Source organism: Symbiopectobacterium sp. RP (genome assembly GCF_050472005.1).
Lineage (GTDB): Bacteria > Pseudomonadota > Gammaproteobacteria > Enterobacterales > Enterobacteriaceae > Symbiopectobacterium.
Window position 1 is genome coordinate 672,590 of record NZ_JBGOGS010000002.1, and the last position, 24,477, is coordinate 697,066.

19 protein-coding genes and 2 pseudogenes are annotated in these 24,477 nt (G+C 52.7%); 15 read left to right on the plus strand and 6 right to left on the minus strand.

The features are described from left to right. Positions 1 to 152 precede the first annotated feature (152 nt). Positions 153 to 329: a YciY family protein gene (locus ACD630_RS21855; RefSeq protein ID WP_430360636.1), complete on the minus strand. Its 177-nt coding sequence runs from the start codon at positions 327 to 329 to the stop codon at positions 153 to 155. A gap of 203 nt (positions 330 to 532) precedes the next feature. On the opposite strand from ACD630_RS21855, the gene cls reads away from it, so the two are divergent. After that, the gene (gene cls / locus ACD630_RS21860) at positions 533 to 1,993 is read left to right on the plus strand and encodes a cardiolipin synthase (protein ID WP_430360637.1); all 1,461 of its coding nucleotides are present in this window, start codon (positions 533 to 535) and stop codon (positions 1,991 to 1,993) included. Positions 1,994 to 2,087: 94 nt separating this feature from the next. After that, positions 2,088 to 2,411 carry an HI1450 family dsDNA-mimic protein gene (locus tag ACD630_RS21865; RefSeq protein ID WP_430360638.1) on the plus strand — a complete coding sequence of 108 codons (324 nt, stop codon included), beginning with the start codon at positions 2,088 to 2,090 and terminating at the stop codon, positions 2,409 to 2,411. Between the two features lie 32 nt (positions 2,412 to 2,443). Here the strand turns inward: ACD630_RS21865 and ACD630_RS21870 are convergent, their stop codons facing one another. The 3 genes and pseudogenes from ACD630_RS21870 to ACD630_RS21880 form a co-directional block, all read right to left on the minus strand. Next, on the minus strand, positions 2,444 to 2,674 hold the full coding sequence (locus tag ACD630_RS21870) for a hypothetical protein (protein WP_430358522.1): 231 nt from the start codon (positions 2,672 to 2,674) through the stop codon (positions 2,444 to 2,446). 77 nt (positions 2,675 to 2,751) lie between these two features. Next, positions 2,752 to 3,753 carry a hypothetical protein gene (locus ACD630_RS21875; RefSeq protein ID WP_430361320.1) on the minus strand — a complete coding sequence of 334 codons (1,002 nt, stop codon included), beginning with the start codon at positions 3,751 to 3,753 and terminating at the stop codon, positions 2,752 to 2,754. A 30-nt stretch (positions 3,754 to 3,783) separates the two neighbouring features. Continuing rightward, a pseudogene (locus ACD630_RS21880) lies at positions 3,784 to 4,038 on the minus strand (sulfoxide reductase heme-binding subunit YedZ); the annotation flags it as partial. Between the two features lie 35 nt (positions 4,039 to 4,073). Here ACD630_RS21880 and ACD630_RS21885 point away from each other — a divergent pair. From ACD630_RS21885 to tldD, 10 genes and pseudogenes are all read left to right on the plus strand, one after another. Further along, on the plus strand, positions 4,074 to 4,895 hold the full coding sequence (locus tag ACD630_RS21885; RefSeq protein WP_430360639.1) for an IS630 family transposase: 822 nt from the start codon (positions 4,074 to 4,076) through the stop codon (positions 4,893 to 4,895). 301 nt (positions 4,896 to 5,196) lie between these two features. Further along, positions 5,197 to 6,237, plus strand: coding sequence for an IS481 family transposase (locus tag ACD630_RS21890; protein ID WP_430357813.1), 1,041 nt, complete (start codon positions 5,197 to 5,199; stop codon positions 6,235 to 6,237). A gap of 100 nt (positions 6,238 to 6,337) precedes the next feature. Continuing rightward, positions 6,338 to 8,355: pseudogene (locus ACD630_RS21895) on the plus strand (EAL domain-containing protein). A gap of 318 nt (positions 8,356 to 8,673) precedes the next feature. Beyond that, positions 8,674 to 9,717 carry a rod shape-determining protein MreB gene (mreB, locus tag ACD630_RS21900; RefSeq protein ID WP_004385136.1) on the plus strand — a complete coding sequence of 348 codons (1,044 nt, stop codon included), beginning with the start codon at positions 8,674 to 8,676 and terminating at the stop codon, positions 9,715 to 9,717. Positions 9,718 to 9,961: 244 nt separating this feature from the next. Beyond that, positions 9,962 to 11,038 (plus strand): rod shape-determining protein MreC, encoded by a 1,077-nt coding sequence (mreC, locus tag ACD630_RS21905; protein ID WP_430360640.1) that lies wholly within the window; start codon positions 9,962 to 9,964, stop codon positions 11,036 to 11,038. Beyond that, entirely contained in the window at positions 11,035 to 11,523 is a 489-nt protein-coding gene (gene mreD, locus ACD630_RS21910; RefSeq protein ID WP_430360641.1) for a rod shape-determining protein MreD, read from the plus strand. The genes mreC and mreD overlap by 4 nt, the downstream gene beginning before the upstream one ends. Before the next feature lie 71 nt (positions 11,524 to 11,594). Further along, complete coding sequence (locus tag ACD630_RS21915; RefSeq protein WP_430360642.1) at positions 11,595 to 12,188, plus strand: Maf family protein; 594 nt, start codon at positions 11,595 to 11,597, stop codon at positions 12,186 to 12,188. After that, positions 12,178 to 13,647, plus strand: coding sequence for a ribonuclease G (gene rng, locus ACD630_RS21920; RefSeq protein WP_430360643.1), 1,470 nt, complete (start codon positions 12,178 to 12,180; stop codon positions 13,645 to 13,647). The genes ACD630_RS21915 and rng overlap by 11 nt, the downstream gene beginning before the upstream one ends. Positions 13,648 to 13,719: 72 nt before the next feature. Then, the gene (gene yhdP / locus ACD630_RS21925; protein WP_430360644.1) at positions 13,720 to 17,544 is read left to right on the plus strand and encodes an AsmA2 domain-containing protein YhdP; all 3,825 of its coding nucleotides are present in this window, start codon (positions 13,720 to 13,722) and stop codon (positions 17,542 to 17,544) included. Between the two features lie 69 nt (positions 17,545 to 17,613). After that, positions 17,614 to 19,059, plus strand: a complete 1,446-nt coding sequence (gene tldD / locus ACD630_RS21930; protein WP_430360645.1) for a metalloprotease TldD — start codon at positions 17,614 to 17,616, stop codon at positions 19,057 to 19,059. A 49-nt stretch (positions 19,060 to 19,108) separates the two neighbouring features. Here the strand turns inward: tldD and ACD630_RS21935 are convergent, their stop codons facing one another. Both ACD630_RS21935 and aaeR read right to left on the minus strand, forming a co-directional pair. Next, positions 19,109 to 19,975 (minus strand): hypothetical protein, encoded by an 867-nt coding sequence (locus tag ACD630_RS21935; protein WP_430360646.1) that lies wholly within the window; start codon positions 19,973 to 19,975, stop codon positions 19,109 to 19,111. 101 nt (positions 19,976 to 20,076) lie between these two features. Then, complete coding sequence (gene aaeR / locus ACD630_RS21940) at positions 20,077 to 21,006, minus strand: HTH-type transcriptional activator AaeR (RefSeq protein ID WP_430360647.1); 930 nt, start codon at positions 21,004 to 21,006, stop codon at positions 20,077 to 20,079. 321 nt (positions 21,007 to 21,327) lie between these two features. Between aaeR and aaeX the strand changes: the two genes are divergently transcribed. Genes aaeX through aaeB form a run of 3 tightly spaced genes read left to right on the plus strand, consistent with a single transcriptional unit; the run spans position 21,328 to position 24,472 of the window. Continuing rightward, a complete protein-coding gene (gene aaeX, locus ACD630_RS21945) occupies positions 21,328 to 21,531 on the plus strand; it encodes a p-hydroxybenzoic acid efflux pump operon protein AaeX (protein ID WP_430360648.1) in 204 nt (67 codons plus the stop codon). A gap of 22 nt (positions 21,532 to 21,553) precedes the next feature. Then, entirely contained in the window at positions 21,554 to 22,501 is a 948-nt protein-coding gene (gene aaeA, locus ACD630_RS21950; RefSeq protein ID WP_430361240.1) for a p-hydroxybenzoic acid efflux pump subunit AaeA, read from the plus strand. 12 nt (positions 22,502 to 22,513) lie between these two features. Next, complete coding sequence (gene aaeB, locus ACD630_RS21955) at positions 22,514 to 24,472, plus strand: p-hydroxybenzoic acid efflux pump subunit AaeB (protein ID WP_430361241.1); 1,959 nt, start codon at positions 22,514 to 22,516, stop codon at positions 24,470 to 24,472. Positions 24,473 to 24,477 lie beyond the last annotated feature (5 nt).

Here is a 24,477-nt window from a genome sequence, read left to right on the forward strand (position 1 = left end):
CTTCACCTTACCAACGTCAAACGCGCTGGATACGGAGCAACCCGCATCATCCGCACTATTGGGTATCGTGCGCTAGCAGCACACGGACAACACTAAACAATAACGGCCACAATGCGTGGCCGTTCAGATTGCTTACACGTCCGTTTAGACAACTACCACTCGTAGGCCACCGCATACAGCAGAGCACGACGCTGATGTTTCTGTTGCAGATAACGGGCATAGTGAATATGCCGATAAGTGCGTGACTGGGCTTCCAACCAACGGCCTCTGCGCCGCTGAACCTGGCGTAACATGCTCCACCGGATCACTTCATTTCTGCTGCGTCCCATGACAACACTCTTTATCGAAAACGGGAGGGGGTGCGGCGTGGTAGTATAGCGCGTTTTCAGGTCAATCCAAGCGTCGTGCTCTTTTTGCTGTGTCTGTACCGGCAATTTCTTCCTATTCTATTCAGACGAAAGGAATTTCCTCTTTTGGCAAACTATGCGTACACTTTATGTCAATCGTGTGCCGAAGGGATCTGTGTGCTGCTATGACGACTTTTTACACTCTGTTTAGTTGGCTACTGGTTCTGGGTTACTGGCTGCTGATCGCTGGCGTTACGCTTCGTGTCTTGATGAAGCGCCGTGCGGTTCCTTCTGCAATGGCCTGGTTGCTGGTCATCTATATTCTGCCGCTGGTCGGTATCATCGCCTACCTTTCGTTTGGCGAGCTGCATCTGGGTAAGCGACGCGCCGAACGCGCCAGCCGCATGTGGCCATCAACGGCTAAATGGCTGCTGGAGTTGGCTGAGTATCGGCAGATCTTCGCCACTGAAAACAGTAAAGTGGCGCGCTCACTGTTCCAACTGTGCGAACGTCGTCAGGGGATCGGTGGTATCAAGGGAAACCAGTTGCAGTTGCTGACCACTTTTGAAGATACCATCAAAGGGCTGGTGCGTGATATTGATCTGGCACGCAGCGACATTGAGATGGTGTTTTACATCTGGCAACCAGGCGGACTGGTTGAACAGGTTACTGCGGCCTTGAAGAAAGCGGCTCAGCGCGGTGTAACCTGTCGAATTTTGCTCGATTCTGCGGGCAGCGTCGATTTCTTTCACAGTACCTATCCCTCACAGATGCGCGAGGCAGGGATTGAGGTAGTGGAAGCCCTCAAGGTAAACCTGTTCCGTGCTTTTCTGCGTCGCATGGATTTGCGACAGCACCGCAAAGTGGTCCTGATTGATAACCGGATTGCCTATACCGGCAGCATGAACATGGTCGATCCACGCTTTTTCAAACAGGATGCAGGCGTCGGCCACTGGGTCGATTTGATGGCTCGTATTGAAGGTCCGATCACCACCACCATGGGCATTATCTATTGCTGCGACTGGGAAATGGAAACGGGTCAACGCCTGCTGCTGCTGCCGCCAGATGTCGGTTTGATGCCGTTCGAGCAGGAACGTGGGCATACTGTGCAGGTGATTGCATCAGGTCCGGGCTACCCCGAAGACATGATCCACCAAGCGTTGCTGACGGCCGTCTACTCCGCACGACACCAGTTGATCATGACCACACCCTACTTCGTCCCCAGTGACGATCTGCTGCACGCTATCTGCACGGCGGCACAGCGCGGCGTCGATGTCAGTATTATCCTGCCGCACAAAAACGACTCCGTCTTGGTCGGTTGGGCCAGCCGCGCGTTTTTCAATGAATTATTTACCGCAGGGGTAAAAATCTATCAGTTTCAAGATGGATTACTGCACACCAAAAGCGTGTTAGTCGACGAGCAACTCAGTCTGGTAGGCACCGTCAACCTGGACATGCGCAGCCTGTGGCTCAATTTTGAAATTACGCTGGTGATCGACGATGACGGTTTCGGCAGCGATCTGGCCTGCGTACAGGAAGATTACATCGCTCGATCACGCCTGATGGATGAAAGCAAATGGCAACAGCGTCCTTACTGGCAGCGTATTGTCGAGCGCCTGTTTTACTTTTTCAGCCCATTTTTGTGATGCTCAGGTTCCCGACAATCGCCGTGCGTTGCGCTGTCAATAGACGAGCCGTCATGTTCTAATAGTGCCATTACTGAATCTATGGAAATGCCTTATGGACCTGAACAACCGTCTTACGGAAGATGAAACGCTCGAGCAAGCTTACGATATCTTTCTTGAACTGGCGTCTGACAACCTCGATCCGGTGGATATCATCCTGTTCAATCTTCAATTTGAGGAGCGCGGTGGTGCAGAATTATTTGATCCCGCCGAGGACTGGCAAGAGCATGTCGATGTCGATTTGAATCCCGACTTTTTTGCAGAAGTGGTGATTGGATTGGCGGAAAAAGATGGCGACCCGATCAACGACGTGTTTGCGCGTATTTTGATTTGCCGTGAAAAAGACAACAAGATGTGCCATATCTTGTGGCGTGAGTAACCCCTCTCCCTAACGGCATAGGTATCTACACATCATAAAGGGTTAAAAACCACCATAGCGAAGTGGGCAAGTTCTTCCGGGGTATAGTCTGCTAATAACGTCAAGGTATTTAGCAGGATGGATAGTCCGGCAAGCAGCGCTGGGGCGCTTTCTTTACGCCCTCGTTTTTGTTGTCGTCCGGATAATCGGCAAATTAACTGACGGGCTGCCGCATTGTCGTCTCCTTCAGCGCGTTGCAGCCGCCATACCAGCACACATGCCATGCTAGCTATCAATAACCTGCGTAGCAGTGCACCAGCACTGCGCTGAAGCCATTTTTCTACATCATGACCGGCACCTTTCAGCAGCTTAAAAAAGGATTCAATACCCCAGCGCCAGTAATACCAGCGAGCGACTTCCGCGCTGGTGATCTCGTTGCTAACGTTTGTGAGCAGCGTCCGATAAATTTACCGTAAGTATCGGTAAGGCGAACCACAACTAATCTGAGTGTCAGAGCTACGCTTGGCTGAACTTTCACTCGCCGTCCGGTGTTCTTGTCTTTCCGCTTCGCTTTTGCTGTTCGCGTTATGATCACGGATGTTTCCCCGATCTCCATATTGGCTTTTTTCCCTTTCCAGCCAACCTGTCCGTTTGCGATAAATGGCAGATCGTCTGCAATTTCACCAATTTTACGGGTGTCACCGCCCCACTCGGCCCGATGCCCTTCCTTTCCCCGGATAAGCCAACATATTCCCTGGGAGCTTAATGTGCGCATATGCCCGATAGAGTCACCTTCACGGTCAATGAGATGAACTAACTTCTTCCCGGTATCAAGAGACTCAACGCGGGCGATATCAGCCGTCAAAGCATCCATATGAGTCAGACTCTCAGACAAGCCCTCGGTTAGCGTTGAACGACAACCCGCCCTATCGGTTAGAGTTTGAGACAGGGGCGCTATTGGTAAACCATTTGCAGCATCAAGCAGTAGGCTGGTTTGTAGTTCATAACCGACGTCGCCACCATGCGTCATTTTCAAACGTTCTTCTTTCCCATTGTGGGTACGAAACTGTAAATGAGACCAGTCGTGAACGACGGGAGCGTATGGATGCGGGCTAAGTGCAACCTGCCGGAGAGCCAGCGAAATAATCGGTTCATTGAGCTGACTGAAGCTAATACGTTCATTATTAAAAAAACGCCAAACGGCCTGAGTAGTGGCGAATGTTGTTTTCTGCGCGCAGGCAAGGTCTTTAACGGCTGACGCCAATGGTGCTGGGGGAGTCATGTGTTGCTTAACCAGACGCTGATAACGCCGGTTAAGGCGGGCATCAATTCCGCCGATGGATAAGTTGAGATCATGCAGCAACGTAATAGCAGATATTGCAAAAGATGTGTAGATACCTATGCCCAACAAGGCGAGGTTGGCGAGCCCGAGCTCCAACAACGCATAGCTGGTCAGATGCAGCGTAGCCTAGGCAAAACACCACAGGCCGAGCATGCGGCGGCAGCGGATCAACAACGGTTGTTTGCCGTAGTGCGCCAGCGGTGTCACCATCAGCGTTGCCAGCAGCAGTTTTAGCGCCATTCGTCCGGTAAAATGCTGGATATCTTTAGCAGGATCGGCGCTCAACGCCCCTTGTTGAATGGCATATAGCTAAACGACTTAATTTTGACTACATTATTTAAATGAGCTATTCAATTGATTTTAGACGTAAAGTGATATCTACACGGGAAGAAGAAGGGTTGAGTATCCGAGAAACAGCGAAGCAATTTCGGATTGGCCCTGCCTCTGTATCGCGTTGGATTAATCAAATAGCGTCAAAAGCATCGACCACGCGTCAGCGAAAGAGCGATAAATCCGAGTTGATAAAAGATGTTGAACCATATCCAGATGCTTACCAAAAAGAACGTGCAGAGCGTTTTGGCGTTTGTCAGAAGGCCATTTGGCAAGCTCTTAAAAAGCTGGGATTGACCTATAAAAAAACGCTACGTCATCCGAAAGCCGACGAAAGCGCCCGGCAAGCATTTCAACAAAAAATACAACAGTATGAAAAAGAAGGTAAACCTATTGTTTTTATTGATGAAAGTGGTTTTCCACACGATACCCCACGGACTCACGGCTATTCCCCAAAAGGTCAACGGTGTTTTGGGCTGAAGAACTGGGGAGCCAAGGGAAGAAGAAATGTTATCGGCGCTTTATTAGGCACAACGCTGTTTGCTATCGGATTATTTGATATCAATATTAACAGCGATGTTTTCTATTCCTGGATCACACAAGTCCTTATCCCAGTACTCCCTAAAAACAGGGTAATCGTGATGGACAATGCAACTTTTCACAAAAAACATAATATTCAACAAGTCATCATCGATGCAGGGTATATGGTGGAGTATTTGCCTACATATTCGCCAGATCTTAACCCCATTGAGCATAAATGGGCACAAGCAAAAAGCAAAAAAAGAGAGAGTGGTTGCGATACAGAGATTTTGTTCTCAGTCCATATGGTGTAATCAAAATTAAGTCGCTTGGCTATATTTGTAACAGGTAGTATTAACAACAGTGGTGAATACGGTACGGGGGGGTGACCTCGTGCGGCGAGTGGAGGATGCAGGGATGGGCGAATGACGAAATTTTCTTCATTGATGACGATGGTGCTGATAGTCGTCATATCCCTCCTGTTTATCATAGGGTTAGTCACCATTGTTGATGTGTATTAGTCGCGACTAGATCTGACACTGGACCTTGAAAGGTTGAGAGTTACCGGTTTTGATATGGGTGTCTAATCCTTAAACAAAACGCGAGGTAACTCTCATGCTTCATACTAACAATCCCATTATCAAACACAAAGCCGGCCTGCTCAATCTCGCCGAAGAACTCGGTAACGTATCAAAAGCCTGCAAGAGCATGGGCGTGTCACGCGATACATTTTACCGTTATCAGGAACTGGCTGCTGAAGGCGCCATTGATGCGCTGGTTAACCAGAACCGCCGGGTTCCGAACCTGAAGAACCGCGCCGACGAAGCCACTGAACGCACGGTTGTTGATTATGCTATTGAGTTCCCGCCCCATGGGCAGCACCGGACCAATAATGAGCTGTGTAAAAAAGGCGTGTTTATCTCCGGCAGCGGCGTGCGCTCCATCTGGCAACGACACGACCTGGAGAACTTCCGTAAACGCCTGAAGGCGCTTGAGGAAAAGGTCGCCAGAGAAGGCATTGTCCTTACCGACGCTCAAATCGCAGCCCTGGAGAAGAAGGCGCACGATGATGAGGCCTGCGGTGAAATCGAGACGGCACATCCCGGGTATCTGGGCTCGCAGGACACCTTCTACGTGGGCAATCTGAAGGGGGTGGGCCGTATCTACCAGCAGACGTTCGTGGATACGTACTCGAAAGTGGCGCACTGCAAGCTGTATACGAATAAAACACCGCTCACCGCCGCCGACCTGCTCAATGATCGCGTACTCCCGTTCTACGAGGCTCAGGGACTGCCGGTGCTGAGAATACTGACCGACAGGGGTACGGAGTACTGTGGTAAAGTGGAGCAGCATGATTATCAGCTTTATCTGGCTATCAACGATATCGAGCATACGAAAACGAAGGCGATGTCTCCGCAGACGAACGGCATCTGCGAACGCTTCCATAAAACCATTTTGCAGGATTTTTATCAGGTTACGTTCGGCAAGAAGTTATATGGAGACCTGGAAAGCCTGCAGGTAGATCTGGACAACTGGTTGTGGCATTACAATAATGAGCGAACTCATCAGGGAAAAATGTGCTGCGGGCGTACGCCGATGGCCACTTTACTCGATGGAAAACGGATCTGGGCAGAAAAGAATCTGAACCAGATGTAATCTGACAGACACCTGTATAAATAATCGGTAACTGTCAGATCAGGTCTGAGCTAGTACAGTTGATGATAATCTCCAGCAGGTTGATAACCAGCTTCATGCTATCGCGACCAGCATCGATCAGGCGCTGTTGGTTCAACCTCCTGAGCGGTTACGCTTTTTGCTGCCCTCAATGATGAAGGCTGCGGGGGTTGTGCTCCTAGAGATCCGAGACCTCGATCACAACCTGCAATTTTCGCTGCGATTGCCGGAACTGATGAGTGCAGAAGGCGATTATGTGCACCATGTGATGCAGCTGCCGCTGATGCAAAACGCCGATTTTCGCGTCAACCTTACCTATCTTGATCCCTTTTTCGGCTCGCCGCGCTGGATTTTCTCCACTATTGCCATGGTGGTGGCGATGGCGTGCATGCCTGCGCTACTGGTGTTTGCCGTGCGGCGTTTTCGCCGCAAGGTGGCAGGGCACGAACAGTTGGAGACGCGCGCAAACCGCATTCTGCGCGGTGAACGCGAATCGGTGGCGCACGGTTTGGTGCACGAATGGCCCGATAGCGCTAGCGGTGCGTTCGATCAGCTGCTGTCGGACCTTGCCGACGCACGCGAGGAACGCAGCCGACTGGATACGCTGATCCGCGCATTCGCCGCCCAAGATGCGGAAACTGGATTGAGTAATCGCCTGTTTTTCGATAACCAACTCACCACGCAGCTGGAAGACGCGGAAGCGGAAAATGTCGACACCCACGGCGTGGTATAGCCAACCGACTTAAAAATGATTACAGCCAATTCCCTGATATGTGGCAAAAAAATACAGCTAATTGTTATCAAAATAATGTCGCTTGGCTATAATGATGATTCACCTGCCGGATTTCGATACCTTGCAGGAAACGCATCGCTGTGCCAATGAACTGCGTGAGTACCGCAATACGCTGGTCAATATGCTCTCGACCTTATGCGTTATCCCTCCGCGCTACTGGCGCGCTATTTCAACAGTGATTTTGCCGTGCTGCTGCCACACCGTTCGCCGAAAGAAGCGGATATTATTGCGGCGCAGTTAGTCAAAGCGCTGGATATTCTGCCGATCACGCCGCTTATCGATCATGAGGATGTACTGCATATCGGCATCTGTGCCTATGCCAGCGGGCAGAGTTCTGAGCAGGTGATGGAGAGTGTGGAGGATGCTACGCGCAATGCGGTATTGCAGGGAGGAAACAGCTGGTGCGTATTTGACCGGCAGGTGCCAGACAAGGGGCGCGGCAGCGTGAAATGGCGCACATTGCTGGAACAGACGCTGGCAAAAGGTGGCCCGCATCTGTATCAAAAACCGGCGGTGACGCGCGATGGCATGGTACATCATCGGGAAATCATGCCGCGTATCACCGATGGTGATCAGGTTCTGCTAGCCGCCGAATATATAGCCAAGCGACATTATTTTGATAACAATTAGCTGTATTTTTTTGCCACATATCAGGGAATTGGCTGTAATCATTTTTAAGTCGGTTGGCTATATACCGCTGGTACAGCAATTGGGGCTGACGCCCAATTATGATCGGCTGCTGGTGACACAAATCATCGCGTTGTCTGCTTCCTGGCCGCTGGAGACGTTGGCGATGCCCGTCAATGTGGATTCGCTGTTGCAGCGTCCTTTCTGGCGTTGGTTACAAGAAGTGCTATTGCAATGCCCGAAACAGCAGCGTCAACGCATATTGTTTGAACTTGCTGAGTCAGATGTGTGTCAGTATATCGAGCGCTTGCGTCCTATTCTGAATACTCTGGTGGGATTGGGGGATTGGGGGATTGGGGGATTGGCTGGCGGTGGCGCAAGCCGGGCTGACCTTGGTCAGCACGACCTATATTAGAACGTTGCAGGTGGAAATCATCAAGTTGCATCTAGGTCTGGTGCGCCGTTTTGAACGCAGGACGGAAAATCAACTTTTTGTACAAAGCCTGATCGAAGCCTGCAAGGGAACCTCCGCCAACGTGTTTGCCGCAGGCGTCAGAACTCAGGAAGAGTGGAATACTCTATCGAGTCGCGGTGTCTATGGTGGCCAGGGCGATTTTTTCGCGGCGTCTATCCCTGTCAGCGATGAGTTGAAAAAATATTCACCTCGGCATCGTGTTTAGGGTGAATGTCACAGGTAAATTGACGTAGAATGCGTGGTTTATAAATCGGTTAGTGTGCACTTATTGCATGGACTGGCCGATAAAATGTTAGATTTTGTGTCCTGTGTTGATGTCATCCGACTGCGTGAAAAAGCGGTAACTCGCTTTACCGCACAAAGAAATATCGCCCCGACGGTTTTTCAGGGGAACGTGATGCGTATGACACAGGGGAATTTTTTCACCGATGCAGAGCTCTGTCGTGCCTTGTCGCTGCACCGTGTGGTTGGTAAAGTAGGTGGATTTCTTTTCGCCCCCAGCTTGCAGGATTATCCTTTCGTTATGTTTAAAAAATTTCGTGGCATGTTTTCCAACGACTTGTCCATCGACCTGGGCACCGCCAATACCCTGATTTATGTTAAAGGGCAGGGCATTGTACTGAATGAGCCGTCTGTGGTCGCTATCCGTCAGGATCGTGCAGGTTCGCCTAAGAGCGTCGCTGCCGTAGGCCATGAAGCCAAACAGATGCTTGGTCGTACTCCGGGTAATATCGCAGCTATCCGCCCGATGAAAGACGGTGTTATCGCCGACTTCTTCGTGACCGAGAAAATGTTGCAGCACTTTATCAAACAAGTGCACAGCAACAGCTTTATGCGTCCGAGCCCACGCGTACTGGTGTGTGTGCCAGTCGGTGCTACTCAGGTTGAACGTCGTGCCATTCGCGAATCTGCGCAAGGGGCCGGGGCGCGCGAAGTGTTCCTGATTGAAGAACCGATGGCGGCGGCTATCGGTGCTGGACTGCCGGTTTCTGAAGCAACGGGCTCCATGGTGGTGGATATCGGTGGCGGTACCACAGAAGTGGCGGTTATCTCCCTGAACGGTGTGGTCTACTCTTCTTCCGTGCGTATTGGTGGCGACCGCTTCGATGAAGCTATCATCAATTATGTGCGCCGTAACTACGGCTCACTGATCGGTGAAGCAACGGCGGAACGCATCAAGCACGAAATTGGTTCTGCGTATCCGGGCGATGAAGTACGCGAAATCGAAGTGCGTGGTCGTAACCTGGCTGAGGGCGTACCGCGCGGCTTTACCCTTAACTCGAACGAGATTCTGGAAGCGTTGCAGGAGCCGTTGACCGGCATCGTGAGCGCGGTGATGGTTGCGCTGGAACAGTGCCCGCCAGAGCTGGCTTCCGATATTTCTGAACGCGGCATGGTGTTGACCGGTGGTGGCGCACTGCTGCGTAACCTAGATCGCCTGCTGATGGAAGAGACCGGCATCCCTGTCGTGGTTGCCGAAGATCCGCTGACCTGCGTGGCTCGCGGTGGCGGTAAAGCGCTGGAAATGATCGACATGCACGGCGGTGATCTGTTCAGCGAAGAGTAAGAGTGCCGAATAAAAGGAAGGGGAACCGTATGGGGAAACAGCGTTGTTTTTCATCCCGTAGGGTAGCCCCTCTTTTTTTATTCTGTGGCGAGTCGTTTTCACGGGTATCGCCATTAGCGTAATTCCCGGCGCCCCTCTGCCCCTGCGTTTCTGCGGGCATGACGGCGGTGAATAACACGAATGTTAGCTTTCGTTTCGAGCGTGTCGGGCGTTCTTTATTCGCGTTGAGGAATACGCAACCTTTATGAAGCCGATTTTTAGCAGGGGACCTTCCCTGCAATTGCGACTTTTTCTTGCCGTCTTCACGGCGATGGCGATCATTATCGCCGATAGCCGCTTGGGGACGTTTCTCAAGATCCGTACCTATATGGATACGGCGGTCAGCCCGTTCTATTTTCTCGCCAACGGGCCGCGTGAAGTATTGGATAATGTCTCTGAATCGCTGGCGACCAAAAATCAGCTGGCTCTGGAAAACCGTGCGTTACGCCAGGAACTGCAGCTGCGTAACAGCGATCTGCTGCTGCTCGGCCAACTGAAACAGGAAAACGCGCGTCTGCGCGAACTGTTGGGGTCACCGCTGCGTCAGGACGAGCAGAAAATGGTGACCCAGGTGATTTCCGCAGGCACAGACCCCTATAGCGATCAGGTGGTGATTGATAAAGGGGCGGCGCACGGGGTCTACGAAGGGCAACCGGTTATCAGTGATAAAGGGGTGCTCGGACAGGTTGTCGCGGTCGGTCAGTTGACCAGCCGTGTGCTGCTGATCTGCGATGTTTCCCATGCGCTGCCGATTCAGGTGCTGCGCAATGATATCCGCGTGATTGCTGCAGGTAATGGCTGCACTGACGATTTGCAACTGGAGCATTTACCCAACAACACCGATATTCGCGTCGGTGATGTGCTGGTGACATCTGGACTGGGTGGTCGTTTCCCTGAAGGGTATCCGGTGGGCGCCGTCTCTGAAGTGAAGGTGGATACGCAACGCGCCTACACCGTTATCAAGGCGCATCCTACTGCCGCTCTGCAACGTTTACGCTATCTGCTGTTGCTGTGGGGCGTTGACGATGTGTCGGGCAAAGGGTTGCCGCCGCAAGAAGTGCATCGTGTCGCCAACGAACGCTTGATGCAGATGATGCCCCAGGTTCTGCCCTCTCCCGATGAAATGGGCCCGCCGGCACCGCCTGCTGTCGCAGCACCTGCCGCGCCGCAGCAGGGCAACGCACAGCCGAAAAACGCCCCTGCGCGCAGTGAGTCTCAAGCTCAACAACCTCAACGTAATACGCCACCTGTTGCTACGCCAGCACAAAGAGGACGCCAATGAACCGCTATCGCCGTCACGGCAACTGGATCATCTGGTTATCGTTCCTGATCGCCATGGTGCTGCAAATCATGCCGTGGCCGGATCAGTTCTATCATTTCCGGCCATCGTGGCTGTCGCTGTTTCTGATTTATTGGGTAATGGCGTTACCGCATCGGATTAACGTTGGTACCGGCTTTGTGCTGGGAATGGTGATGGATCTTATTTTAGGATCCACGCTCGGCGTGCGTGCGCTGGCACTCAGCATTGTCGCCTATCTGGTGGCCTTCAAGTTTCAACTGTTCCGCAATATGGCGCTCTGGCAACAAGCCCTGATCGTTATGGTGCTTTCGCTGGTGATGGATCTGATTGTTTTCTGGGCAGAGTTCTTGGTAAGCAATGTGTCATTCAGGCCGGAAAATTTGTGGAACTGTGTGGTCGATGGCGTGTTGTGGCCTTGGCTATTCCTGTTGATGCGCAAAATTCGCCGTCAGTTCACAGTACAATAATCAATAAGGGCGTAGTCCTTAACCGGATCGCCTACAGTAGAATACGTAGAGTGACTACGTAGCGAGGATATATGACTGCGCTCTATCTGGCCTCGGGTTCGCCGCGCCGCCGCGAACTGCTTACGTTGCTGGATATCCCTTTTGAACGGTTGCGTGTTGATGTTATCGAGCAGCGGGCAGCACATGAAACGGCAGAGGTCTATGTACGCCGTCTAGCGCAGGATAAAGCGCAGGCAGGGGTTGCTGCCGCACAGCAAGATTTGCCCGTGTTGGGGGCCGATACCATCGTGGTGCTGGAAGAACAGGTACTAGAAAAACCGCGCGACGAAGCCCATGCCGCGCACATCTTATCGATGCTTTCAGGGCGACAGCATCAGGTGATGACTGCGGTCACATTGGCCGATCGTCGCACCCGGTGCAGCGCGCTGGTGGTGACCGACGTGACGTTTCGCGCGCTGACGCAGCAGGACATTACCCACTACGTTGCCAGCGGTGAGCCGATGGATAAAGCGGGAGCCTACGGCATTCAAGGTAAAGGCGGCTGTTTCGTTAAAGCGATCGCTGGCAGTTACCACGCGGTTGTCGGTTTGCCGCTGGTGGAAACCCATGAATTGTACAATCAGATTATAGCGTTACGAACGGCAGGAGCAGAAAATGACAGCTGAGTTATTGGTCAACGTGACGCCGTCGGAAACGCGCGTTGCCTACATTGACGGCGGAATACTGCAAGAGATCCATATTGAGCGCGAAGCGAAACGCGGCATCGTTGGCAATATCTATAAAGGCCGTGTCAGCCGGGTATTGCCGGGCATGCAGGCCGCGTTCGTGGATATCGGGCTGGATAAAGCGGCGTTTTTGCACGCGTCAGACATCATGCCCCATACTGAATGCGTGGCCGGGGAAGAACAGAAAAACTTCCACGTGCGCGATATTGCTGAACTGGTGCGCCAAGGGCAGGACTTGATGGTGCAGGTGGTGAAAGACCCGCTCGGTACCAAAGGTGCCCGACTGACCACCGATATTACGCTGCCATCGCGCTATCTGGTTTTCATGCCCGGCGCGGCCCACGTTGGGGTTTCACAGCGTATTGAAAGTGAAGTGGAACGTGAACGCCTGAAGAAAATCGTCAGTGAATATTGCGACGAGCAGGGCGGGTTTATTATCCGCACAGCGGCAGAGGGGATTGGGGAAGATGAGCTTTCTTCAGACGCTGCGTTCCTCAAACGCCTGTGGACCAAAGTCAGCGAGCGTAAAAAGCGTAACCAGACCAAATGTAAGCTGTACGGTGAAGTGGCGCTGGCGCAGCGTATCCTGCGTGATTTTGCCGGTGCGGCGTTGGATCGCATCCGCATCGACTCCCGTCTGACTTATGACGCGCTGCTGGAGTTCACCACGGACTATATTCCGGAAACCACCAATAAGCTGGAGCATTACGCCGGACGCCAGCCGATTTTCGATCTCTATGACGTGGAGAATGAAATTCAGCGTTCGCTGGACAGAAAGGTTGAGCTGAAATCCGGTGGTTATCTGATCATCGATCAAACCGAGGCGATGACGACGATAGACATTAATACCGGGGCCTTTGTCGGTCATCGCAATCTGGATGAGACCATCTTTAACACCAATATCGAAGCGACGCAGGCCATTGCCCGCCAACTGCGGCTGCGCAACCTAGGTGGTATTATCATTATCGATTTCATCGACATGAGTAATGAGGACTACCGTCACCGGGTGCTGCACTCTCTGGAGCAGACGCTCGCCAAAGATCGGGTTAAAACCAGTATTAACGGATTCTCTCAACTAGGATTAGTGGAGATGACGCGCAAGCGCACTCGTGAGAGCATTGAACATGTGCTGTGTCATCAGTGCCCGACTTGCCATGGTCGCGGCAGGGTGAAAAGCGTCGAGACTGTTTGCTATGAAATCATGCGTGAAATTGTGCGGGTGCACCATGCCTATGACACCGATCGCTTCCTGATGTACGTATCGCCTGCGGTGGCTGAGGTATTGAAAAGCGAAGAGTCCCACGCCCTGGCAGAAGTGGAAATTTTTGTCGGTAAACAGGTTAAGGTACAGATTGAGCCGTTGTACAGCCAGGAACAGTTTGATGTGGTGATGATGTAGTCCCCATGTCGATGATAAACCGAACAGAATGACTTCCCCGCGTCGCCTGCGACGAAGATCAAGGAGAATAGTGTGAGGCGACTGCCCGGCCTATTGCTGATGACGGGTGCTACGATTGTTGTTGTCGTGGCGCTGATCGTCAGTGGTTTACGATTAGCGATGCCGCAGCTCGATCGTTTTCGGCCGCAAATCATGGCGTGGGTTACGTCGACGACGGGCGTATCGGTTGACGCGCAACGCCTTACTGGCAGCTGGGCTTCTTTTGGGCCGACGCTTTCGATCGATGGCCTGACGAGCGAGTCGCCTGCTGCGCGCTGGCGGGCAGCGCGCATCACGCTCGTGCTGGATGTGTGGCAGTCATTGCTGCATGCGCGCTGGCAGTTTCGCGATCTGACGTTCCACCGCATGCACTTGACGCTGGATGCCACATTGACCGGGCAGCGGGCCGACGGTAGCCTGATCGAAACCGATCGTCTCAGTACACTGTTCCTCCAGCAGTTCGATCATTTCGATCTGCGCGACAGCCGCCTCTCTTTCCTCACGCCTTCTGGCGATCGTGCGGAGCTCGCCATCCCACAATTGACCTGGTTGAACCGCAACAATCGACATCGTGCCGAAGGGCAAATCAGCCTGTCGAGTTTCAATGGGCAGCACGGCGTGGTGCAGGTACGCATGGATTTGCAGGCGATTCAGGGTCATCTGAATGACGGCACGGTGTACCTACAGGCTGACAATATTGATATGAAGCCTTGGATCAGCCGATGGCTAAAAAATAATACCGGGCTGGATAGCGCCAATTTCAATCTTGCAGCCTGGTTGCAGGTGCGCAGCGGAGCGCTGGTTGCCAGCGATGTCTTTTTGGCCCAGGGCTCGGCAGCTTGGAAAGAAGGAGACAACATCCATCGTCTGAGCGTAGACGAACTGGCACTGCATGCCACACGGGAAGGTGAAGGCTGGCAGGTTGCCGTGCCTGTCTTGAATCTGGCTACGGACGGTGTTGCCTGGCCGAAAGGGAGTCTGGCGGCGAGCTGGATACCCGCGTCGTCGGCAGAACAACAAGATATGCTGCGGGTGCGTGCCAGTGAACTGAGCCTGGCACGTTTGCGTGATTTGTTGCCGCTGCTGTCCACGGTGACGCTCGAGCTTAAAACGCGCTGGGAGGCGCTGCAACCGGAAGGGCTTCTGACACAACTGGCCCTTGATATTCCCTTAAAACAACCGGAAAAAAGTCGTTTTCAAGCGGCATGGCGCGATCTGCGCTGGAAAGCGTGGGAATGGTTGCCGGGCGGCGAAAAGCTGGCTGGCACGCTGAGTGGCAGCGTCGAACGCGGGCGCGTCACCTTTGCGTTGCCGCAAACTGTACTGCCCAGCGGTAATCAGTTCCGGGCACCGTTCGAGATTCAGCAGGTAAACGGTGCGGTAGATTGGATCAATGCCGCCGACGGCTGGGAAGTGTGGAGTAAAGGGCTGAATGTGCAGGCACGTGCGCTACAGGCTAAGGGCGATTTTCAATACCGTCACCCGCTGAATGGGGAGCCACGTCTGGATATTCTGGCGGGAATTCGGCTAGCCGATGCCTCTGAAGCTTGGCGTTACTTCCCAGAACCGCTGATGGGTGCGCCACTGGTGAACTACTTGACCCGTGCGTTAAAAGGGGGGCACGTCGACAACGCCACGCTGATTTTTGCCGGTAACCCGTCGCATTTCCTCTTTGAGCATAACGAAGGTCAGTTTCAGGTGTGGGTGCCGCTACGCGCGGCTACCTTTGAATTTGAAGCAGGCTGGCCCGTGCTGTCACCGTTGGATATCGATCTCAATTTTGCCAACAACGGCCTGTGGATGTCCGCGCCATCAACGCAGTTAGGGAATGTTGCCGGCAGAAATATTCTTGCCGCCATCCCTGACTACAGCAAAGAAAAGTTGCTGATTGATGGCGAACTTCAAGGGGAAGGGCCCGATGTCGGACACTATTTTGAACAAACGCCGCTCAAGGACAGCGTGGGGAGTGCGTTAAAGCAGATGCAAATTGGCGGTAACGTCAATGGTGCGCTGCACCTCGATATTCCCTTGGCACACGGCGCGGTAGAAGCCAGTGGCGATATTCAACTCAGTAACAATAGCCTGTATATCAAACCGCTGAATAGCACGCTAAAACAGCTCAAAGGACGCTTCCATTATCGCAATGGCACCCTGAACAGCGATGATATTGCGGCTAACTGGTTAGGGCAGCCCGTCACGTTCAGTTTCAATACCGAAGAGCAGGAAAAAGCTTTTCTGGTAAAGGTGGGGCTGAAGGGTGAATGGGCACCCGCGCTGTTCCCCGGTCTGCCAAAAACATTGCAAACCGTACTGTCGGGAACCGCCGCCTGGCGTAGCGATGTAACGGTGAATCTACCCTATAAAGGCGTTGAGACCTATGAGGTCAGCGTTGATGCCGACCTAAAAAATGTAAGCACTCGCTTACATGAGCCGCTCAATAAAGCACAGGGGACGCCGGTGCCGCTCAAGATTGCCGCCAAAGGGGATCTCAAAGGGTTCACGCTTGCAGGTAGTCTGGGAAAAACAGCACAGTTTAACAGCCAGTGGTTATTGCGTGGCGATGTGCTGACGTTAGCGCGCGCAATCTGGCAGCAGGGGGCACAAACGTCTCCCACGTTGCCGGAACAGTCTGAACTGGTGTTGGCTCTGCCCGCGCTGGATACGGAGCGTTGGTTAGGATTACTGCCCGCCCTGCGTGGTGATACCGTCTTGCGCAAAGGGGTGCAAAGCAATCTCCATGTGCCGGAAAGCGTGACGCTGCGTACGCCAGCGCTGCAACTGCTTGGTCAGCAGTGGCATGACGTGGTACTCAATAGCCGCAATACGCCGCAGGGTAATGAAATTCACACTACCGGGCGTGAGATTGATGCTAATTTGAAGGTCCCGCAGAGCGGCATGTGGCGCGCGGATATTCGCTATCTCTACTACAACCCGCAGTGGAAAGGGGATGAAGCAACCAACCCCGTAGCGCTGGCGGAGAAGAAATCACCGCTCAATGACCACAGCATCCGCTTTGAAGACTGGCCCGCGTTGCAGCTTGCCTGCGGGGAATGTTGGATTGCCGGGCAGAACCTGGGCCAAATAACGGCGACGCTGCAACCAGAAAAAGATAAGCTGACGCTCAGTGAGGGTGTGATCGATACTGGCAAAGCCAAGCTGACTGCCAGCGGCAGTTGGCAGGAGAATGCAGAAGGGGTTCGCACCGCACTCAAAGGGCGTTTGACGGGCGGTACGCTGGAGCAAAATGCCGACTGGTTTGGTATTGATACGCCGCTGCGCGCAGCAACCTTTGATGTTGACTATGATCTCTATTGGCGTGGTTCGCCGTGGGCACCACATCTGGCGAGCCTGAGCGGTATTTTGCACACGCGTATTGGCAAGGGCGATATTGTCAATGCGGGTACTGGTCAAGCGGGACGCTTGCTGCGTCTGGTGAGCTTTGATGCGTTACTGCGCAAATTGCAGTTTGATTTTAGCGATACCTTTGGTAAGGGCTTCTATTTTGATTCCATCCGTAGCACGGCTTGGATTAAAGACGGCGTGTTGCATACCGACGATCTGCTGGTAGACGGATTGGAAGCCGATATCGCCATGAAGGGCAGTGTCGATCTGGCTAACCGCCAAATTGCCATGGAAGCGGTGATTGCACCGGAAATTTCAGCCACGGTGGGTGTGGCTACCGCCTTTGTGGTCAACCCGGTGATTGGTGCTGCCGTGTTTGCGGCCAGCAAGGTGCTGGCACCGCTCTGGAACAAAATCTCGCTGATTCGCTACCAGATTCATGGCAGCCTAGATCAGCCTACGATTAAGGAAGTCCTGCGTGAGCCGCAAAAAAATGCGGTGCAGGAGCGGCGTTAATACGCCAGCATAGTGATGGCCCCCGTGCCGTTTATTCATTGGTTTCATGTGAACTAAAGTGGAAAAAATATGAGTCTTTCGTTTGTCAGTGAACAGTTACTCACTGCTAACAACTTGAGCCAGCAAGACCTGTTCTCGGTGTTAGAGGTATTGAATGAACGTCGCCTAGATTATGCCGATCTCTATTTTCAATCCAGTTACCATGAATCTTGGGTGTTGGAAGACCGCATCATTAAAGATGGCTCTTACAATATCGATCAAGGGGTCGGTATTCGCTCGGTAAGCGGGGAAAAAACCGGGTTTGCCTATGCAGACCAAATCACGCTCAATGCGCTGCACCAAAGCGCCCAGGCAGCGCGTAGCATCGTGCGCGAGCAGGGCACTGGCCGCGTTCGCACGCTGGGGGAAAACGCTCATCGTGCGCTGTATCTGCAGCTCAATCCGCTGGACAGCCTGAGCCGTGAAGAGAAACTGGCACTGCTGCAACGCGCAGACAGTGTGGCGCGCACGGCCGATGCCCGCGTGCAGGAAGTGAGCGTCAGCCTGACCGGTGTCTATGAATACGTGTTGGTGGCGGCAACCGACGGCACGCTGGCCGCTGATGTGCGTCCGTTGGTGCGCCTGTCGATCAGCGTGCTGGTTGAGCAGGATGGTAAACGTGAACGCGGTGCCAGCGGCGGTGGCGCGCGCGTGGGTTACGACTACTTCTGGCAAGTGGTGGACGGAGAAGCGCGGGTGGAGGCCTGGGCGAAAGAAGCGGTGCGTATGGCGCTGGTCAACCTTTCCGCTGTTGCTGCGCCTGCGGGTACGATGCCGGTGGTACTGGGCGCGGGCTGGCCGGGTGTGCTGCTGCATGAAGCTGTCGGACACGGACTGGAAGGGGATTTTAACCGCCGTGGCACGTCGGTGTTCAGCGGGCAGATGGGTAAGCTGGTTGCCTCTGAACTGTGTACCGTGGTGGATGATGGTACGCTGGAAGGACGCCGCGGTTCGCTGGCGATGGATGACGAAGGCGTGGCCGGGCAATACAACGTGCTGATTGAGAACGGTGTGCTGAAAGGTTACATGCAAGACAAGCTCAACGCGTGTTTGATGGGGGTGGCGCCGACCGGTAATGGTCGCCGCGAGTCTTATGCCCATTTGCCGATGCCACGCATGACCAATACTTACATGTTGGCGGGTAAATCGACGCCGGAAGAGATTATTTCCAGCGTGGAATACGGTTTATATGCGCCTAACTTTGGCGGTGGCCAAGTGGATATCACCTCCGGCAAGTTCGTGTTCTCCACCTCCGAAGCCTATCTGATTGAAAATGGTAAAGTCACGACGCCGGTTAAAGGGGCAACCCTGATTGGCTCGGGTATCGAAGCCATGCAACAGATATCCATGGTGGGTAACGATTTGGCATTGGATAAAGGCGTTGGCGTGTGTGGCAAAGAGGGCCAAACCCTACCCGTTGGCGTTGGGCTACCGACGCTGAAACTGGACAGCATGACGGTGGGCGGTACGGCGTAATTCTGCGCAATTGTCACCGCCATGTTATTGCAAAAACGCGTGGCGGTGGTTACTCAATTCCAGGGTGTGATAGGGTTGCTTCGACGATATCACAATTGCCGTTGCTGGCGATATTGACTCGTGCTTTCGCGTGTAAACAGGGATATTTTGAATCGGGGAAATGTTCTTGATAAACAGAGTGATGATAAGCATCAAGGTTTTGAAATAAATGCATTTCTACAGAGATATTCCCCTTCTCATCTAAAGAAAAAGATGTCTTTTTACTCGGACTTCCGACAATTGGCATCTCCTTTGATCGTGCATTTATTTGCTGTATTATATCAATTGCTCCTATTTGAGATAATGCCACATTTAGCGATTTTTTCTGTTTTTCTGATATTGTATTTTCGAAGATCGATAAATCTTCTATTTTGAATTGGGTCTTCTCGTCGTTGGCGTTATAAAAATAAATTTTACTTCTTGGTATGTCTTTTTTTAATTGGGTAAAATAATTAGTGTCATCGTCTTGGCTAAAACATCTTTCCGTGAACGTCTTGATGTGGTCACTCAGGTTGATTGTTTCGCCCGCCGTAGAGATATCACCCGTAGAAAACAGAGCGCCAATAGACAGATTGACGGTAAACGCAGTATCATTTATCGCTGTCGTCGTGTAGGTGAATGCCTTTTTAAACGCGGGTGACGCCATGGCCTTTAACTGATTAAAGGCGTCTATTTTTATATTGGCATCATCATTATTGAGTAGTTCAAACAACGTTTTTTTAGCATTTTCTTTATCAGTTCCACAAAACCAGTCTGCAATTCTGTCCCACAATCTTTTTATTTCACTTGGTTTTTTTGCATTTTTTATTTCTTTTATTTCATTCAATGAAATCGTTCTTGAAAACAAACTCCCTGAGATATTAAATACTGTTGTCATAAATGCCCCCTTGGTTAAAGAAAGCACAGTGTAACAGCATGAACGTGAAGATAATCTATACTGAACTTAATTTTCAGGTTAACACCGTAGTGTAAAAATAATTATTTTCCCAACGTCTCTTCCCTATGACTTTGATAAATTTGAGCAACCTTCTTGAAATACTCCGTCATATAGTTGATGCACAGTTGTACTTTGAGCGGCAAATTATCCTTGCGTGTATACAACGCGTAAACCGGGCGCGGATCGGAGTGATAGCGGCTGAACAGAATTTCCACTTCGCCGCGCGCAATCTCGTCGATGATCCACATCAATGGGATATAGGCGATGCCTGCGCCAGTTTTGAGCCAGCGTACCAGCGTCTGCGGATCGTTAGTGGCAAAGCGACCCTGCGGTGCGATTTTGGTGGAAATGCCTTCTGGGGCGATCAGTTCGAATTCACTGTCTGCACGCACGGTGTACTCCAACCAGGAGAAACTTTCCACGTCTGACGGTTTTTCCGGAGTGCCGTGCTGGGTCAAATAACGTTTGGCGGCGCACACCACCATTGGCATAGAACCGAGACGTTTGGCAAACAGGCTGGAGTCCTGCAGGGCACCCACGCGGATAACGATATCCAACCCGTCTGCAATCAGGTCGGGGGCGGGAATGCCGGTGACCTGATTGACCGAGAGCCTTGGGTATTTTAGCAGCATCTCTGCTGTCATGGCCGCCAGCACATTTTGCGCCATGATGGAGGAACTGCCAATGCGCAGTGTGCCGATCGGCGTGTTATTAAAGGCGTAGAGCTGATCGTGCGCTTCATGCGCCTCATGCAGCATACGCCGACAGCCGTGGTAGTAGATCTTGCCGCCTTCTGTAAGCCCAATGCTGCGCGTGCTGCGATTGAGCAGCTTGATCTGTAGCTCTTCTTCCAGTCGGGTCACCGTTTGGCTGACGGCAGAAACGCTCATGTTCAATTGTCGGGCTGCGGCGGTAAACGAGCCACACTGCACTACGCGCGCAAAGACCGACATGCTCTTTAGTCTTTCCATTATTCACTCTGGCTTAAAAGTGATTTAGATCACACATCGTAGATGAAACGCAAATAAACATCCATAATACACCGTATTCGAATGAATCGGGCGGGAAGAATACCGGTATGCTTTGTGCTACTTGTTTCCATCAGGTAACAGGCTGCGTTCGCTTCTACTAAACAACCTGCAACCTCTCTTGATCAGTGTAATGCCCTTCATGCCTTTTAGCATTGATGGCGAAAGGCCTGTGTCGTCGTTGGTAATGAACCCTCATGCCTGTGTCTACGCTGACACGGTCGGTATTGTTTATTCGTCAATTGAAATAAAAAGGAAAAGAGGATGAGTTCACTTCCGGTGATGGTGCTGTTTGGCCTGTCCTTCCCGCCCGTATTCTTTGTGTTGCTGGTATCGCTGGTACTGTTTTTTGTGTTGAACCGTGTCTTACAGCCCACCGGCGTTTATGACGTGGTATGGCATCCAGCTCTGTTTAACACCGCTCTGTTTTGCTGTCTGTTTTATCTGATCTTTCGCTTCTCCCTTTGAGGTCACTGTGAAAACCCTTGCTATAAAACTTCCTGTTGTCTCGCTGATAATCAAAAAGCTGCTGCGTGTGGGTATCACGCTGTGCGTGCTGTTGCTGGCTGCCGTTGCGCTGCTGCGCGTTTGGGCGTTCTATACCGAATCGCCGTGGACGCGAGATGCGAAGTTCAGCGCAGACGTTGTGGCGATCGCACCGGATGTCAGCGGGCTGCTGACAGAGGTATTGGTGCATGATAATCAGCAGGTGAAAAAGGGTAATGTGCTTTTTGTGGTCGATCCACCCCGTTTTCAGCAAGCACAGGCGCAAGCACAGGCGGATGTGGACTACTACCTAGCGCTGGTCAATGAAAAGCGGCGTGAGTCTGGACGTCGCACACGCCTCGGCGTACAGGCTATGTCGCAGGAAGCGATCGATCAGTCTGGCAGCGCGTTGGAAACCGCGCAGCATCAGTTAGCCAAAGCGCAAGCGACGTTGGCGCTGGCGAAGTTGGATCTGGAACGTACCGTGATTCGCGCGCCAGCGGACGGTTGGGTGACCAACCTCAACGTGCAGCGTGGTGAATACATTACGCGCGGCGCGACCGCCGTGGCGTTGGTGAAAAAGGGCTCGTTCTATCTGGTGGCCTATATGGAAGAGACCAAGCTGGCAAGCGTTCATGCTGGCGACAGGGTTGAGATCACGCCGCTGGGTAGTGATCGGCTGTTTTACGGTACGGTTGACAGCGTGGCGGCGGCGATCACCAACAGCAGCGCCAACATAGACAGTAAAGGGCTGGCGACGGTGGACGCCAATCTGGAATGGGTGCGGCTGGCACAGCGTGTGCCGGTAAGAATCCATCTGGATCAACAGCGCGATATTCCTTATCCTGCTGGCACCACGGCCACCGTGGTGATCGCGCAGGCAGACGCCCCGCAAAACAAGCAGCCTTCACCGTTGATTCGTTTGCTCTATCGGCTGCGTGAGTTTGGTTAAGACGAGCTCATGATGAAAATGCCTGCTTTTCCCCATTGGCGTTTTGCCTGTAAACTCAGCGTTGCCGTTGTGCTGTCACTGTTTCTCGGTTTCCACTTTCAGTTGGAAACGCCACGTTGGTCAGTGCTCACTGCGGCCATCGTCGCTGCTGGACCTGCTTTTGCCGCCGGTGGAGCTCCCTTTTCCGGGGCGATTCGGCATCGCGGGATATTACGTATTGTGGGCACCTTTATCGGCTGTGCCGGTGCGCTGGTGATTATCATCGCGACCATTCGTACACCCGTGGTGATGTTGCTGCTGTGCTGCATATGGGCAGGATTTTGCACTTGGGTGTCATCGCTGGTTAAGGTAGAAAACGCCTACGTATGGGGATTGGCGGGATATACCGCATTAATTATCATAGTATCCACCCAGAGTGCGCCGCTGCTGACGCCGCAGTTCGCCGTTGAACGCTGTAGCGAAATTGTTTTGGGTATTGTTTGTGCCATTGTGGCCGATCTGCTGTTTACCCCACGTTCCATCAAACACCATATCGACAGCAGCCTAGAAGGGCTGCTGCTGGATCACTATCGCCTGTTGCAACTGTGTATTCGGGGTGCATCGCGTGAAGAGCTTGACGTTGCCTGGCATGGGTTGGTGCGTAAAAGCACCGCATTGGCTGGTATGGGCAATCCGCTGTTGCTGGAATCAGCGCGCTGGCAAAATAGCCATCGGCGCATTAAGGCGCTGCTGGCGCAATCATTTACTCTGATTACTCAGGCGTGTGAGACCTATTTGGTGCTACAGGATAAACCTGAGCCACTCAGAACCAGTCTGGCATTGCTGATCGATGCGCCGGTAGCGTCGATGGACGATGTGCGTAAACGGGTGAAGCAGCTGCGCCACGCGATTGCAGCCGGTGAGCGCAAGGCTGTGCCGCCGATGCTGATTGGCTGGGTGGGGGCCGCAACGCGCTATCTGTTACTGGCTAAAGGAATTCAGACCAACGCCCGTCTGACGCAGGTTGAGGGCGAACTGCTGCGTGATGAAGTGATGGTGAAAGCGGCGTCCGCTGAGCGCCATCATGCGATGATCAACGGCTGGCGCACTGGCGTGGCGACGGCTGTAGGGTGTTTATTTTGGCTTATCACCGGTTGGACCTCAGGCAGTGCCTGCACGGTGATGATTGCTGTGGTGACGGCGCTGGCGATGCGTCTGCCTAACCCAAAACGCATGGCGGTCGATTTCTTGGTCGGCACGGTCTATGCCTTGCCGTTGGGATCGCTGCTGTTCATGTTTGTATTGCCATCCACGCAGCAAAGCATGCTGCTGCTGTGCCTCAGTCTGGGCATTATGGCCTTCATCATCGGTATTGAGGTGCAAAAGCGGCGTATGGGATCGCTGGGGGCGCTGGCCAGCACCATCAATATTCTGGTGTTGGATAACCCGATGACGTTTAATCTCAGCCACTTTCTGGACAGCGCGATTGGGCAGGTTATCGGCTGCTTGCTGGCGTGGCTGGTTATCTTGTTGATTCGAGATAATTCACGTGCTCGCACTGGGCAGGCGCTACTTAACCGCTTTGTTTACAGTGCGGTATCGGCACTGACCACCAACCCAACCAAACGGCGTGAAAACCACTTACCTGTGCTCTATCAGCAGCTCTACCTGCTGTTGACCCTGTTTCCCAACGACATTGCCAAATACCGTCTGGCGCTGTCGCTGATTATTCTGCACCAACGTATGCGGAATCTGCCGTTGCCGGTGGACAGTGAACTGTCGGCATTTCATCGTCGTCTTCGTCAGGCGGCAGAGCAGGTCAGTGACGCGCGACGAGAGATTTCCCGGCGTCACGCTTTTACCCAGTTGTTGAGCCTGTTGGATGGGTATCAGATTGCGCTATGCCAGCGTCAGATAGCACCGGAGATCGGTGCATCGGTTGGCCGTATCACGGAGATACTGCACCGCTATCAGCATGCGTTGGTGGAGTAACGCCA

Coding starts and splice junctions, on each gene's coding strand:
- aaeR (WP_430360647.1), bottom strand. CDS start 21,006: ATGGAAAGACTAAAGAGCATGTCGGTCTTTGCGCGCGTAGTGCAGTGT.
- ACD630_RS21865 (WP_430360638.1), top strand. CDS start 2,088: ATGGACCTGAACAACCGTCTTACGGAAGATGAAACGCTCGAGCAAGCT.
- aaeX (WP_430360648.1), top strand. CDS start 21,328: ATGAGTTCACTTCCGGTGATGGTGCTGTTTGGCCTGTCCTTCCCGCCC.
- tldD (WP_430360645.1), top strand. CDS start 17,614: ATGAGTCTTTCGTTTGTCAGTGAACAGTTACTCACTGCTAACAACTTG.
- mreB (WP_004385136.1), top strand. CDS start 8,674: ATGTTTAAAAAATTTCGTGGCATGTTTTCCAACGACTTGTCCATCGAC.
- ACD630_RS21885 (WP_430360639.1), top strand. CDS start 4,074: ATGAGCTATTCAATTGATTTTAGACGTAAAGTGATATCTACACGGGAA.
- mreC (WP_430360640.1), top strand. CDS start 9,962: ATGAAGCCGATTTTTAGCAGGGGACCTTCCCTGCAATTGCGACTTTTT.
- mreD (WP_430360641.1), top strand. CDS start 11,035: ATGAACCGCTATCGCCGTCACGGCAACTGGATCATCTGGTTATCGTTC.
- ACD630_RS21890 (WP_430357813.1), top strand. CDS start 5,197: ATGCTTCATACTAACAATCCCATTATCAAACACAAAGCCGGCCTGCTC.
- rng (WP_430360643.1), top strand. CDS start 12,178: ATGACAGCTGAGTTATTGGTCAACGTGACGCCGTCGGAAACGCGCGTT.
- ACD630_RS21935 (WP_430360646.1), bottom strand. CDS start 19,975: ATGACAACAGTATTTAATATCTCAGGGAGTTTGTTTTCAAGAACGATT.
- aaeB (WP_430361241.1), top strand. CDS start 22,514: ATGAAAATGCCTGCTTTTCCCCATTGGCGTTTTGCCTGTAAACTCAGC.
- ACD630_RS21855 (WP_430360636.1), bottom strand. CDS start 329: ATGGGACGCAGCAGAAATGAAGTGATCCGGTGGAGCATGTTACGCCAG.
- ACD630_RS21915 (WP_430360642.1), top strand. CDS start 11,595: ATGACTGCGCTCTATCTGGCCTCGGGTTCGCCGCGCCGCCGCGAACTG.
- ACD630_RS21870 (WP_430358522.1), bottom strand. CDS start 2,674: ATGGCATGTGTGCTGGTATGGCGGCTGCAACGCGCTGAAGGAGACGAC.
- cls (WP_430360637.1), top strand. CDS start 533: ATGACGACTTTTTACACTCTGTTTAGTTGGCTACTGGTTCTGGGTTAC.